Source organism: Paraburkholderia sp. J76, from assembly GCF_905220295.1.
Lineage (GTDB): Bacteria > Pseudomonadota > Gammaproteobacteria > Burkholderiales > Burkholderiaceae > Paraburkholderia.
Window position 1 is genome coordinate 156,827 of sequence record NZ_CAJMZJ010000014.1, and the last position, 13,709, is coordinate 170,535.

Sequence of the window (13,709 nt, forward strand, 5' to 3'; positions counted from 1 at the left end):
GGAGAGAAGACCATGAATTTTCAGCAGTTGCGTTTCGTGCGCGAAGCCGTGCGGCAGAACATGAACCTGACCGAGGTGGCGAACGTGCTTTACACCTCGCAGTCGGGCGTCTCGAAGCAGATCAAGGATCTCGAAGACGAACTCGGCGTGGACATCTTCATTCGCCGCGGCAAGCGCCTGACCGGCCTCACGGAGCCGGGCAAGGCGGTGCATCAGCTAATCGAGCGCATGCTGCTCGACGCCGAAAACCTGCGCCGCGTGGCGCGCCAGTTCGCCGATCAGGACAGCGGCCACCTCGTGGTCGCGACGACGCACACACAGGCGCGCTATGCGCTGCCCAAGGTCGTGCACCGGTTCCGCGAAGTGTTTCCGAAGGTCCATCTCGCGCTGCGCCAGGGCAATCCGCAGCAGATCGCGCAGATGATCATCAACGGCGAGGCCGACATCGGCATTTCGACCGAGGCGCTCGACCGCTTCCCCGATATCGTGACGTTCCCGTGCTATTCGTGGCATCACGTGGTGGTCGTGCCGAAGACGCATCCGCTCGTGGGCCGCGAAAACATCACGCTCGAAGACGTGGCCGAATATCCGGTCATCACCTACGACCAGGACTTCACGGGCCGCTCGCATATCGACCAGGCGTTCGCGAAAGCGGGCGTGGTGCCCGACGTGGTGCTCACCGCCATCGACGCGGACGTGATCAAGACCTACGTCGAACTCGGCATGGGCGTGGGCATCGTCGCGGCGATGGCCTACGACCCGAAGCGCGACAGCGAACTCGTCGCGCTCGACACGGAGCATCTGTTCGACGCGAGCACGACGCGGGTGGGTCTGCGTAAAGGCGCGTTCCTGCGCCAGTACGCGTACCGCCTCATCGAAATGTTCGCGCCGCAACTGACCGAGCAGCAGATCGCGGGCCAGTTGCGCGAAGCGACCTGAAAAGCGGCAGGTTGATTTTCCCGGGGCGCGGTGGATCGCTTAAAATCGCCGCCATGAATACTTCCACTTCTCTTTCCGGGGCCGCGCCCGGGGCGCTGCCGCGCATCGCCGTGCTCGCCACGGGCGGGACGATCGCGGGCTCGGCTGCCGATGCCGCGAACACCGCCGGTTATCAGGCGGGCGTGATCGGCGTCGCGCAACTGCTCGCAGCCGTGCCGGGCCTCGACGCCATCGCGCAGATCCGCGCCGAGCAGATCGCGAGCATCGACAGCAAGGACATGTCGCTCGCGCTGTGGGCGACGCTCGCGCAACGCGTGAACGAACTGCTCGCCAGCGACGAGATCGACGGCGTGGTGATCACGCATGGCACGGATACGCTCGAAGAAACCGCCTATCTGCTGCATCTCACGGTGAAGAGCGCGAAGCCTTGCATCCTGACCGCCGCCATGCGGCCCGCCACGGCGCTTTCCGCCGACGGCCCGCTCAATCTGCTCAACGCCGTCACGCTCGCCGCGAGCGCAGCGGCGGCCGGGCAGGGCGTGCTGGTGGCGTTCAATAACCGCATTCATTGCGCTCGCGACGTCGCGAAGGTCAGCACCTACGCGGTGGATGCGTTCCAGTCGCCCGAAATCGGCGCGCTGGGCTGGGTGCAGGACGGACGCGTGGAGTTCCAGCGCCGCGCACTGCGCCCGCATACGCTCGATGCACCGTTCACGGCTTCGGTTCAATGGCCGCAGGTCGAGATCGTGACGAGCTACGCGGGCGTGTCGCGCGCCGCGGTCGAAGCGCTCGTGGCAGCGGGCGTGGATGGGCTTGTCGTAGCCGGTACCGGCAACGGCTCGATTCACGGCGCATTGCAGCAGTCGCTGGCGGAAGCGGCCTTGAAGGGCGTGGCTGTCGTGCGCGCCTCGCGCGTGGGCTCGGGCCACGTGATGCACAACGGCGCGGCGAAGGACGACGCGCTTGGCTTCGTGTCTTCGGGCACGCTCAACCCGTACAAGGCGCGCGTGCTGTTGCTGCTCGCGCTGGCCGCGGGCACGACCGACACGGCAGGGTTGCAGGACGTGTTCGACACGTACTGAGCGCTGGAGGCACACAAGAAAAACGGGCTTTGCGGATCGCTCCGCAAAGCCCGTTTCGCGTTTGAGCGCGTTTTTCTTGCCAACGCGCTTGTTGCATTACTGCAGCGGCGGAATCACCAGCACCTGGCCCGGATAGATCTTGTCCGGGCTCTTGAGCATCGGCGTGTTCGCCTGGAAGATCACGTCGTTTTTCGCGCCGCTGCCGTAGTACTTTTCGGCGATCTTCCAGAGGTTGTCGCCGGCAACGACCGTGTGGTGCTGCGCTTCGGGCGCGGGGTTCGTCACGGTCATCTGGTCGTCGACCTTGTCGACGTTCTGCACGTTGCCGGCCGCGACGAGGATCTTTTCCTTCGTGGGCTGGTCGGCGACGTTGCCCGTGACCGTTACGGTGTGCGAAACGCCGTCGTAAGTCACGCCGAGGTTGTCGGCGTCGAGGCCTTGCGAGCGGATATAGGCCGCGATCGCGTCGCCGGCCTTCTGGTTCAGCGCGGCGAGATTCGCTGCGGCGTCTGCCGGCGCGGCGGCGGGTTCGGCGGCGGCGGCCGGTGCGGCAGCGGCGCCGAACAGCTTTTCGCCTGCTTCCTTGATGAAATTGATAATGCCCATTGATCACACTCCTCACGTGCTGGAAATGACTGGTGGTCACGCGTGGCGTCCACCTTGACCCGTCTGCGTGACAGACGGATGAAAGCACGATTCTAGAAACGCGGTGCCGACGGCGTCCATCGGGGTGGCGTCAAAGAATGTGAAACCGGCGAGAAAAGAGGGGATATAAAGAAAATCGGGCATCCGACACGCGGACACCCGATGACGACGTCTGACCGACCAAGGCTTCCCCGCCGTCACCGGGCGCCGCTTTCGGACCCCACTGGCCGCCCTCAGCCCAGAGCGGCACCGATTTGCCTCGCGACGGTTGCCGCCGCCGCGAAGCGCCCCACGGGAGGCTCGTGCGCTGTAGCCCCATTTAGCCACCCAATGAGCCACTCGATGCGCGCGAGCCGGTATGCGTGATCCGGTTCTGCGGGCGGCCCGCGCGTTGCGTCGCGCGAACCGCCGTCCTGCCAGGGCCGGAACTTAAGCTGCCTTCACTTGCGTTTGCGGCTCGGCGATCTCGAAGTTCGCCATGATCTCGAGCGCGCGGATCATCGCCGAGTGGTCCCATGCCTTGCCGCCGTTCGCGGCGCACACGCTGAAGAGCTGCTGTGCGCTCGCGGTATGCGGCAGTGCGATGCCGAGCTTGCGCGCGCCGTCGATGGCGAGGTTCAGGTCCTTCTGGTGCAATTCGATGCGAAAGCCCGGGTTGAACGTGCGCTTCGTCATGCGCTCGCCGTGCACTTCGAGAATGCGCGACGAAGCGAAGCCGCCCATGAGCGCCTTGCGCACGCGCTCGGGGTCCGCCCCCGAACGCGCCGCGAACAGCAGCGCTTCGGCCACGGCCTCGATGTTCAACGCGACGATGATCTGGTTTGCCACCTTGCAGGTCTGGCCCGCGCCGTTGTCGCCGATGAGCGAGATGTTCTTGCCCATCAGGTCGAACAGCGGCCGGGCGAGATCGAACGCCTTCTGCGGGCCGCCCACCATGATCGTGAGCGTGGCTTCGCGCGCGCCGACCTCGCCGCCCGAAACCGGCGCGTCGAGATAGTCGCAGCCCAGCGCGTTGATCTGTTTGGCGAACTGTTGCGTTTCGAGCGGCGAGATCGAGCTCATGTCGATCACGAGCTTGCCAGCCGAAAGACCCTTGGCGACGCCATCGTCGGCGAACAGGACGTTGGCGACATCAGGCGTGTCCGGCACCATCACGATGACGATGTCCGACGCCTTCGCGACAGCGGCCGAATCGGCGACGACTTCGGTTTGCGTGCGCAGATCGTCGGGCACCGGGTACTTGCCGTTCACCGCGAGCGTATGACCGCCCTTGATGAGGTTGCGCGCCATGTGCGCGCCCATGATGCCCAGTCCGATAAAGCCAATCTTTGCCATCTTGTGTGTCTCCGTTAAAGCGAATGCGTGAATGTGGCCGATGCGCGTCGTTGCTCAGGCGAGTTCGGCGGTGCGCTGCTTCGCGCCGCGCAACCAGCCGAGGCCTTCGACGGTCGTCGTGCGCGGCTTGTACTCGCAGCCGATGTGACCTTCGTAGCCGAGCGTGTCGAGCAGATCGAACAGGAACGGGTAGTGGATTTCGCCCGTGCCGGGTTCGTTGCGGCCAGGATTGTCTGCAAGCTGGACGTGAGCGATCTTCGCGAAGTGCTTCTTGATCGTCGCGGCGAGTTCGCCTTCCATGCGCTGCATGTGATAGATGTCGTACTGCAGGAACAGGTTGTCCGAGCCGGTCTTTTCGATCACGTCAAGCGCTTCGGCCGAGCGGTTCAGCGCGAAGCCGGGGATGTCGTACGAATTGCACGGCTCGACCAGCAGGCGAATGCCTTCGCGTTTCAGTTCGCCCGCCGCGTAACGCAGGTTATCGACGATCGTGGCAAGCGCCGTCTCGCGGTCCACGCCCGCCGTCGGAATGCCGACGAGGCAGTTGAGCTGCGGCACCTTCAGCGCCTTCGCGTATTCGATCGCGCGGCCCACGCCTTCCTGGAACTCGCTACGGCGATCGGGCAGGCAGGCAATGCCGCGCTCGCCCGCTTCCCAGTTGCCGGCGGGCAGGTTGTGGAGTACGAGCTTGAGGCCGTTGGCTTCGAGGCGTTCGGCCAGTTCGGCGGCTTTGTACGGATAGGGGAACAGGAACTCCACGGCGTCGAAGCCCGCTTGCGCGGCCGCGGCGAAGCGGTCGAGGAAGGGCACTTCGTTGAACAGCATGGTGAGGTTCGCGGCGAATTTTGGCATGGTGCGGGGTCTCGCTGGTCGGTCAATAAAGGAAGTCACGCGGGAAGTCGGTCAGGCGGCGCGCCGGTGCCGTGCGCGCTGCCTGTACTGCGGCGATGCGTGGCCGAATGCGACTGCGCTCAGTCGAGGGCATTCAGCGCGCTGACGGCTGTCGGCGCATGCTCGGGCTTTTCGGCCAGTTCCTCGAACTCGTTGATCGCATCGATTTCGGTGCCCATCGAAATATTGGTCACGCGTTCGAGAATCACTTCGACGACGACCGGCACGCTGTGCTCGGCGGCGAGCGCCTGGGCCTGCTTGAACGCCGGGGCGATTTCTTCCGGCTTGAACACGCGCAGCGCCTTGCAGCCGAGACCTTCGGCGACCGTGACGTGATCCACGCCATAGCCGTTCACTTCAGGCGCGTTGATGTTCTCGAACGCGAGCTGCACGCAGAAGTCCATGTCGAACGCGCGCTGCGCCTGGCGGATCAGGCCGAGATACGAGTTGTTCACGACCACGTGCACGTACGGCAGCTTGAACTGCGCGCCCACGGCCAGTTCTTCGACCATGAACTGGAAGTCGTAGTCGCCCGAGAGCGCAACGATGGGGCGTGTCGGATCGGCTGCGCGCACGCCGAGCGCGGCGGGAATGGTCCAGCCGAGCGGGCCCGCCTGGCCGCAGTTGATCCAGTTGCGCGCCTTGTACACGTGCAGGAACTGCGCGCCGGCGATCTGCGAAAGGCCGATGGTGCTCACGTAGCAGGTGTCGCGGCCAAACGCCTTGTTCATCTCTTCGTACACGCGTTGCGGCTTGATCGGCGTGTTTTCGAAGTGCGTCTTGCGAAGCATCGTGCGCTTGCGTTGCTGGCAGTCCGCCACCCACGCGCTGCGGTCCTTCAACTTGCCCGCGGCCTTCCATTCCTGCGCGATTTCGACGAAGAGTTCGAGCGCGGCCTTCGCGTCGGAGACGATGCCGAGATCCGGACCGAACACGCGGCCGATCTGCGTCGGTTCGATATCGACGTGCACGAACTTGCGGCCCTTCGTGTACACCTCGACGCTGCCCGTGTGACGGTTCGCCCAGCGGTTGCCGATGCCGAGCACGAAGTCGGAGGCGAGCATCGTGGCGTTGCCGTAGCGGTGCGACGTCTGCAGACCGACCATGCCCGCCATGAGCGGATGGTCGTCGGCAATCGCGCCCCACGACATGAGCGTCGGGATCACGGGCACGCCCACCGTTTCGGCGAACTTGACGAGCAGGTCTTCCGCTGCGGCGTTGAGCACGCCGCCGCCCGAGACGATCAGCGGCTTGTCGCTCGCGTTGAGCAGTTCGAGCGCGGCTTCGATCTGCTTGCGCGTCGCCTTCGGCTTGTAGACCGGCAGCGGTTCGTAGGTGTCGATGTCGAATTCGATTTCGGCGAGCTGCACGTCGATGGGCAAATCGACCAGCACCGGACCCGGACGGCCCGAGCGCATGAGGTGGAACGCCTGCTGGAACACGCGCGGCACGAGCGCCGGCTCGCGCACCGTCACGGCCCACTTGGTGACGGGCTTGGCGATCGACTCGATGTCGACGGCCTGGAAGTCTTCCTTGTAGAGGCGCGCGCGGGGCGCCTGGCCCGTGATCGCGAGGATCGGAATCGAGTCGGCCTGGGCCGAGTAGAGGCCCGTGATCATGTCGGTGCCCGCGGGGCCCGAGGTGCCGATGCACACGCCGATGTTGCCCGGCGTGGCGCGCGTATAGCCTTCGGCCATGTGCGAGGCGCCTTCGACGTGGCGCGCCAGCACGTGCGTGATGCCGCCAGCCTTTTTCATTGCCGAATAGAACGGATTGATGGCTGCGCCCGGCACGCCGAAAGCGGTGTCGATGCCTTCTTTTTCGAGCACCAGAACAGCGGCGTCGACGGCTCTCATTTTGGCCATGGTTGTCTCCTGAATGTCTCGGTATGCGAGGAATGGCTAAGCGTTGAGGCTCACTTTAGGCGCGCAGGAAAGGTTTGATAAGATCAGTCCAGGTCGTTTATTCCGAAACAAAAAGTATGGAATGCAGGCGGGGTGGGGCTGGCGTAAGTGCTAAAGCACTAACTCCGGCCGACAGGAGACAGGCAAATGGACCGCTTCAAGCAGATCGAAACCTTCGTGCGCGTCGCCGAGGCGGGCAGCCTCGCGGCCGCGGCGCTGGAGGAAGGCGTCTCGCCGGTCATCCTCGGGCGGCGTATCGACGCGCTGGAAAAGCGCCTGGGCGTGAAGCTCATCTATCGTTCGACGCGGCGGCTCGTGGTGAGCGAGGAGGGCGCGGCCTTTCTCGAGCGCTGCCGCGGCCTGCTCGCCGACTGGGATCAGGCCGAGAACGAGCTGTCCGCCGGGCGCCAGGTGGTGAGCGGCCATCTGATCGTCTCCGCGCCGGCCGCGTTCGGACGCAAGCATGTTGCGCCGCTCGCGCCCGAGTTCCTCGCCGACAAGCCCGAACTCCAGGTGTCGTTCAATCTCACCGACCGCGTGGTCGATCTGGTGCGCGAGGGCTATGACCTGTCGATCCGCATCGGCGGCGCGGTGGACCCGAACTTCGTCGCCGTGAAGCTCGCCACGAACCGGCGCGTGGTGTGCGGCACGCCCGAATATTTCCGCAAGCACGGGCGCCCGAAAACGCTCGAAGACCTGCCGAGCCACAATTGCCTGGCGTTCAACCTGCAAGGCGGCCAGAACCGGGGCTGGTACTTCAGCCGCGGCGGCAAGCTCGTGACGGTGCGCGTGGGCGGCACGCTCGACTGCAACGACGGCGAACTGCTGCACCGCTGGGTGACCGAGAGCCTTGGTCTGGGCTGGCGGTCGACCTGGGAGATCGACGCCCAGCTTGCGCGCGGCGAACTCGAAACGGTGCTCGACGAGTACGCGCTGCCCGACTACGACATCCTCGCGGTGTATCCGCAGCAGCGCTACGTGCCGGCGCGCGTGCGCTATTTCATCGACTACCTCAAGGAGGTCTACGCGCGGCCGGGATATTGGGCCGGCGCGTAGCTACGTGTCGCCGATTTATTTTTCGTTTCTCACGCACGCAGCGGGAATAAACTGGCCCGAGCTTCGGTAGTGCCTGCAGGAGTGGCTGTGCAGCGGCCACGGTCGCGCAGGCCGGACGAAGACGCGAGGGAACGACGTGGGCGAATCCGCGTACGAGCAGGACGAGGCCGGGCGCAGCCGCCGCTTTCAGGCGCTGGCGCTGCCGCATCTCGACGCGGCCTATAACCTCGCGCGCTGGCTCTCGCGCAATCCCGGCGACGCGGAAGATATCGTCCAGGAAGCGTTTTTGCGGGCGTTTCGCTTCTTCGACGCGTTTCGCGGCGACGAAGCCCGCCCGTGGCTGCTCGCGATCGTGCGGCGTGTCTGGTACGACGAATGGCGGCGGCGCGCGGGCGCGGAAGAGGCGGCGCCATTCGACGAACTGCGCGACGACGCGCCGCTCGAAGGCTGGGAAACCGGCAGCGTCGATCCCGAGACGCTCGCGATACGCGACGAAGACGCCCGCTACGTGCAGGACGCGCTGCGGCGCTTGCCGGTGGAGTATCGGGAAGTGCTCGTACTGCGCGAACTGGAGGAGCTGGGCTACCGCGAGATTGCCGCGATTGCCAGCTTGCCGGTCGGTACCGTGATGTCGCGGCTCGCGCGCGGCCGCAGGCGTCTGGCGACGCTGTTGGCGGCGTACCGTGGCGGCGCGGCGAGCGAGCCTGCAAGCGATGCGGTTGTCCGCGCCGACGGCTGCGCGGACGACAAAACAGGAGTCGGGCGAAGCAGTCAAGCGAAGAGACCATCCGGCCGGGGAAACGGCGGTCGGTTCCGCGAGGAGCCGGCCGCCGACGGCGGATCGCCCTTGCACGCACGCTTGCGTACGGAAGGCCGGACGACGGAGGCGCCAGATGAACTGTAACGAAGCGCGCCCGCTGGTCGACGCGAGCGTCGACCGCGAACTCTCCGCCGCCGACGAATGGCGCGTGCGCGAACACCTCGCGGGCTGCGAGGCATGCCGCCGCGTTGCCGACGATGCCCAGGCTATCTCTCGGGCGATCCGCGCTGCGCCGTACCATCGCGCGCCGGCCGGGCTCGAGGCGCGCATCGTCGCGGCATTGCCGGCGACCGGGACGGCGGCTGCGAAGGCAACGCCATCTCCAGCGCGTGAGTCTAGCGGCTGGCGCCATTGGGTGCGCAACGTCTGGCGAGGCAGCGAGGGCAGGGCGCGGGGACTGGCTGGCTGGAGCGCTTTGCCCGCAGGCGCCGGTCCGCGCTCGGCCACGTTCGCGTGGCTCGGCTGCGCCGTGCTGATGCTTTGTGCGTTGGCGGTGATCGCCACGCTGCACCTGCGTCGCCCCGCCGCGGAGACTGCCTTTGTCGACGACCTCGTGTCGAGTCACGTACGCGCCCAGATCTCGGGCCGCGACATCGACGTGATATCGACCGACCGCCATACCGTGAAGCCGTGGTTCAACGGCCGCATCGACTATGCGCCGCCTGTCTTCGATCTGGCGCAGCAGGGCTTTGCGCTGGCAGGCGGACGCCTCGATTATGTGGGGCGCGAACGCGTAGCGGTGCTCGTCTATCATCATGGGAAGCATGTGATCGACGTCTACGTGTTCCCGCCGGGGGCGAGCGGGCCGGCCGTCTCGGGCGGGGGGCCGTCGACGTCGAGCGAAGGCTACGCGCTGCTGCGCTGGCAGGCGGCGGGCATGACCTGGTGGGCAGTGACGGACGCGGGCGCGGACGCGCTCGACGGTCTGCGCGCGGCGCTCGACGCCCGTCTCGCGGACGGCGCGAGCGAGGCCGCGGGCAGCCAGGCTGTCGGCGCATCCGGCGCGGCGGGTCTTCGTCAGGACGCTTTCCCCCGCGCAAGTCATTGAAAACACGCCCGATTCATCGCCGTGACGCACGATCTGCCTTGCGTGCGCAACCCATCCGCGCTACAATCTTCGGCTTCTCACTTGCCGCACCGGTTCCGACGCCCGGGTGGCTTATATCCACAAGTAAGCACAAGGAGTGATACATGCGTCATTACGAAATCGTCTTCATCGTGCATCCCGATCAGAGCGAGCAGGTGCCCGCCATGATCGAGCGCTACAAGAGCACGATCACCTCGCACGGTGGTCAGATCCACCGCATCGAAGACTGGGGCCGTCGTCAACTGGCCTACATGATCGAGAAACTCGCGAAGGCTCACTACGTCTGCATGAACATCGAATGCGACCAGACCACGCTCGACGAACTCGAACATGCGTTCAAGTTCAACGACGCTGTTCTGCGTCACCTCATCGTCAAGATGAAGAAGGCCGAAACCGGCCCGTCGCCGATGATGAAGGAAGTGCAGCGCGAAGAAGCCAAGAAGGCGGCTGCCCAGCCGACCGAAGCGCAGGCTTAATACACCAAGCCATCAGGATTAACGCTCATTTGCCTGAGTTAGCCCCGTGAACAGGCTGCAGCTTACGGCTAGCGTCGTCGAACGCGAACCGGTGCGGTACACCCCCGCCGGCGTTCCGATTGCAAGCGTGACGTTGCAGCACCGCACGGAGGTCGTCGAAGCCGGCATTCCCCGCTTCGTCGAACTCACGATGCCCGCGGTGGCGGCCGGCAAGGCCTGCGGTCTCGTGGAAAGCTGCGAGATGGGCGTGGAAGCGCTCTTCACCGGTTTTCTGGCGAAAAAGCACCGCAATGCGCGAACCCTGGTGTTTCACATCACCGAAATGCAAGGCACAGGAAAGGACTAATCATGCCCCGCCCGACTGGTAAGAAATTCGACAAGCGTCGTCAGCAACAAAACCCGCTCTTCAAGCGCAAGAAGTTCTGCCGCTTCACGGCTGCAAACGTCGAACAGATCGACTACAAGGACCTCGATACGCTGAAGGACTTCATCGGCGAAAACGGCAAGATCACGCCGGCTCGTCTGACGGGTACGAAGGCCCACTATCAGCGTCAGCTGGACACGGCTATCAAGCGCGCGCGTTTCCTCGCGCTGATGCCGTACACCGACCAGCACAAGGCCTAACAAGACGACGCGATAAGGAGCAATAGAATGCAGATCATTCTTCTGGAAAAAGTCGTCAACCTGGGTAACCTCGGCGACATCGTGAAGGTGAAGGACGGTTACGCACGTAACTTCCTGATCCCGAACAAGAAGGCACGCCGTGCAACGAAGGACGCAATCGCTGAATTCGAAGTTCGCCGCGCTGAACTCGAAAAGGCCGCCGGTGAAAAGCTGGCTGCTGCGCAAGCCGAAGGCGAAAAGCTGAACGGCCTGACCGTTCAGATCGGCCAGAAGGCTGGCGTGGACGGCCGTCTGTTCGGTTCGGTCACGAACGCGGACATCGCAGCCGCGCTCACGAAGCAAGGCTTCGCAGTGGAAAAGGCGCAAGTGCGTCTGCCGGAAGGCCCGCTGAAGATGGTGGGCGACCACCCGGTGCAGGTTTCGCTGCACACCGACGTCCTCGTCGACGTCACGGTGTCGGTGCTCGGCGAGCACGCCTAAGCACCATGCGCGGTCCTCAGGGGCCGCGCGGTTTGACGCCGCATTTGACGCAAGACCTCAGGAAGGGCAGGAGCCGCAGGGCTTCTGCCTTTTTTGTTGTGCGCTGTCTGGACGCTCGCTGCGAGTTTTCACGCTTGTTCGAGGCACCCCCTTGTCCGATAATTGCCCTCCATGAACGCTCCGAAAGATCCCCAACTCGACTCGCTGAAAGTCCCGCCGCATTCGATCGAAGCCGAGCAATCGGTGCTCGGCGGCCTGCTGCTGGATAACGGCGCCTGGGACCGGATCGCCGACTTCCTCTCGCAAAGCGACTTCTACCGCTACGATCACCGCATCATCTTCGAACACATTGGCCGGCTGATAGCGGCCACGCGTCCGGCTGACGTGGTGACGGTGTACGAGGCGCTCGGCACTTCGGGCAAGGCGGACGACGTGGGCGGCCTCGCGTATCTCAACGCGCTCGCGCAGAACACGCCGAGCGCCGCGAACATCCGCCGCTACGCGGAAATCGTGCGTGACCGCGCGGTGCTGCGCCGCCTTGTTTCCGTCGCCGACGAGATTTCCGCCGACGCCTTCAATCCGCAGGGCAAGGAAGTGCGTCAACTGCTCGACGAGGCAGAGTCGAAGGTTTTCTCGATCGCCGAAGACGGCGCGCGCGGCACTCAGGGCTTTCTCGAGATCGGACCGCTGCTCACGCAGGTCGTGGAGCGTATCGACACGCTCTATCACACGGCTAACCCGAGCGACGTGACGGGCACCCCCACGGGCTTCATGGACCTCGACCGCATGACCTCGGGCATGCACGGCGGCGAACTGATCATCGTGGCGGGGCGCCCGTCGATGGGTAAGACCGCGTTCTCGATGAATATCGGCGAGTATGTGGCCGTGGAGTACGGGCTGCCCGTGGCGGTGTTCTCCATGGAAATGCCAGGCACGCAGCTCATCATGCGTATGCTCGGCTCGGTGGGGCGCCTGGATCAGCACCGTATGCGTACGGGCCGCCTGACCGACGAGGATTGGCCGAAGCTCACGCACGCCGTGCAGAAAATGAGCGAGGCGCAGATTTTCATCGACGAGACGGGCGGCCTGAACCCGATGGAACTGCGCTCGCGCGCGCGGCGGCTGTCGCGCCAGTGCGGCAAGCTCGGGCTCATCATCATCGACTACCTGCAGCTCATGAGCGGCTCGTCCACGGGCGAGAACCGCGCGACCGAAATTTCGGAAATTTCGCGCTCGCTCAAGAGCCTGGCGAAGGAACTGGACGTGCCCGTGATCGCGCTCTCGCAGCTCAATCGCGGTCTGGAGCAGCGCCCGAACAAGCGGCCGGTGATGTCGGACCTGCGCGAATCGGGCGCTATCGAACAGGATGCCGACGTCATTCTATTCATCTATCGCGACGAAGTCTATAACCCCGACAGCCCCGACAAGGGCACCGCCGAAATCATCATCGGCAAGCAGCGTAATGGTCCGATCGGGCCCGTTCGGCTGACGTTCCACGGTCAATACACGAAGTTCGATAATTTTGCCGGGGCGCAGACCTTCTACGGCGAGTAATGCGAACGCATGCCGCTTGCGCCAAAATGGCGCAAGTGCCGCTGGGGCGTCTGCCGACGCATGCGGTCGCTCTCTCCTGACGATACAATATTGCCGTTTTATGACGGTTGGCTTTGTCGCTTATTTTGCCGCCTGATTTGCCGCTTACTGACGGCAATCCGAGACCAATTTCCGGGATACCAATGTTCGGTCGATTCATGCCCACCGAGGGCAAGTTCTTCGAAATTTTCAACGCGCATGCGAAATGCATCGTTTCCGCGAGCCGCGAACTCGAACTTCTGATCGATAACCTCGCCGACGCCGAGGTCCACAAGCAGAACGTGCAGTCCGCTGAAAAGGCCGCCGACAAGCTCACGCATGAGGCGATCGACCTGCTGCACAAGACCTTCATCACGCCGCTGGACCGCGACGAGATCCACAAGCTGATCACGACGATGGACGACTGCCTCGACCTCATGGAGGACGTCGCCACGGCCATTTCGCTCTACGACGTGCAAGCCGTGACCGCCGAGGCGAGCCAGCTCGCGCACGTGGTGACGGCCACGGCCGAGCGCGTGCAACTGGCGGTGGGGCTGCTCTCCGACATGAAGCAGGCGCGCGAAATCCTCAAGGCCTGCGAGGACATCGATCGCCTCGAATCCGACGCGGACCGCCTGTTGCGCTCCGCCATTTCGAAGCTTTTCCGCGAGGAAGACAACGTCAAGACGCTGATCAAGCTGAAGGCCATCTACGAGCTGCTCGAAGCGATCACGGACAAGTGCGAGGATGTCGCGAACATCATCGAAGGCATCGTGCTAGAGAACGCCTGAGCCCACA

General features: G+C 64.5%; 15 protein-coding genes. 11 read left to right on the top strand and 4 right to left on the bottom strand.

The features are described 5' to 3' along the window. Positions 1-12: 12 nt before the first annotated feature. Together U5768_RS24805 and U5768_RS24810 are read left to right on the top strand one after the other, a co-directional pair. Positions 13-939, top strand: a complete 927-nt coding sequence (locus U5768_RS24805) for a CysB family HTH-type transcriptional regulator (protein ID WP_322033030.1) — start codon at positions 13-15, stop codon at positions 937-939. A gap of 53 nt (positions 940-992) precedes the next feature. Then, entirely contained in the window at positions 993-2,021 is a 1,029-nt protein-coding gene (locus tag U5768_RS24810) for an asparaginase (RefSeq protein ID WP_322033031.1), read from the top strand. Positions 2,022-2,117: 96 nt separating this feature from the next. Here U5768_RS24810 and lysM read toward each other — a convergent pair whose 3' ends face one another. The 4 genes from lysM to gcl form a co-directional block, all read right to left on the bottom strand. Further along, entirely contained in the window at positions 2,118-2,627 is a 510-nt protein-coding gene (gene lysM, locus U5768_RS24815) for a peptidoglycan-binding protein LysM (RefSeq protein ID WP_322033032.1), read from the bottom strand. Between the two features lie 468 nt (positions 2,628-3,095). Next, positions 3,096-4,001: a 2-hydroxy-3-oxopropionate reductase gene (locus tag U5768_RS24820; protein WP_322033033.1), complete on the bottom strand. Its 906-nt coding sequence runs from the start codon at positions 3,999-4,001 to the stop codon at positions 3,096-3,098. 54 nt (positions 4,002-4,055) lie between these two features. After that, positions 4,056-4,853 carry a hydroxypyruvate isomerase gene (hyi, locus tag U5768_RS24825; protein ID WP_322033034.1) on the bottom strand — a complete coding sequence of 266 codons (798 nt, stop codon included), beginning with the start codon at positions 4,851-4,853 and terminating at the stop codon, positions 4,056-4,058. Positions 4,854-4,972: 119 nt separating this feature from the next. Then, positions 4,973-6,757, bottom strand: coding sequence for a glyoxylate carboligase (gene gcl / locus U5768_RS24830; RefSeq protein ID WP_322033035.1), 1,785 nt, complete (start codon positions 6,755-6,757; stop codon positions 4,973-4,975). A gap of 186 nt (positions 6,758-6,943) precedes the next feature. On the opposite strand from gcl, the gene U5768_RS24835 reads away from it, so the two are divergent. From U5768_RS24835 to U5768_RS24875, 9 genes are all read left to right on the top strand, one after another. Then, on the top strand, positions 6,944-7,852 hold the full coding sequence (locus U5768_RS24835) for a substrate binding domain-containing protein (protein WP_322033036.1): 909 nt from the start codon (positions 6,944-6,946) through the stop codon (positions 7,850-7,852). Positions 7,853-7,988: 136 nt separating this feature from the next. Further along, complete coding sequence (locus tag U5768_RS24840; RefSeq protein ID WP_322033037.1) at positions 7,989-8,756, top strand: RNA polymerase sigma factor; 768 nt, start codon at positions 7,989-7,991, stop codon at positions 8,754-8,756. Continuing rightward, positions 8,746-9,720 (top strand): anti-sigma factor family protein, encoded by a 975-nt coding sequence (locus tag U5768_RS24845; protein ID WP_322033038.1) that lies wholly within the window; start codon positions 8,746-8,748, stop codon positions 9,718-9,720. The genes U5768_RS24840 and U5768_RS24845 overlap by 11 nt, the downstream gene beginning before the upstream one ends. Before the next feature lie 143 nt (positions 9,721-9,863). Next, the gene (gene rpsF, locus U5768_RS24850; RefSeq protein ID WP_027818337.1) at positions 9,864-10,235 is read left to right on the top strand and encodes a 30S ribosomal protein S6; all 372 of its coding nucleotides are present in this window, start codon (positions 9,864-9,866) and stop codon (positions 10,233-10,235) included. Between the two features lie 46 nt (positions 10,236-10,281). Continuing rightward, positions 10,282-10,581: a primosomal replication protein N gene (gene priB, locus U5768_RS24855; RefSeq protein WP_028204898.1), complete on the top strand. Its 300-nt coding sequence runs from the start codon at positions 10,282-10,284 to the stop codon at positions 10,579-10,581. A 2-nt stretch (positions 10,582-10,583) separates the two neighbouring features. After that, entirely contained in the window at positions 10,584-10,859 is a 276-nt protein-coding gene (gene rpsR / locus U5768_RS24860; RefSeq protein ID WP_027797225.1) for a 30S ribosomal protein S18, read from the top strand. A 27-nt stretch (positions 10,860-10,886) separates the two neighbouring features. Next, the gene (gene rplI, locus U5768_RS24865; protein ID WP_322033039.1) at positions 10,887-11,339 is read left to right on the top strand and encodes a 50S ribosomal protein L9; all 453 of its coding nucleotides are present in this window, start codon (positions 10,887-10,889) and stop codon (positions 11,337-11,339) included. A 171-nt stretch (positions 11,340-11,510) separates the two neighbouring features. Next, positions 11,511-12,893 carry a replicative DNA helicase gene (locus U5768_RS24870; RefSeq protein WP_028209950.1) on the top strand — a complete coding sequence of 461 codons (1,383 nt, stop codon included), beginning with the start codon at positions 11,511-11,513 and terminating at the stop codon, positions 12,891-12,893. Positions 12,894-13,075: 182 nt separating this feature from the next. Beyond that, the gene (locus U5768_RS24875) at positions 13,076-13,702 is read left to right on the top strand and encodes a DUF47 domain-containing protein (protein WP_321914307.1); all 627 of its coding nucleotides are present in this window, start codon (positions 13,076-13,078) and stop codon (positions 13,700-13,702) included. Positions 13,703-13,709 lie beyond the last annotated feature (7 nt).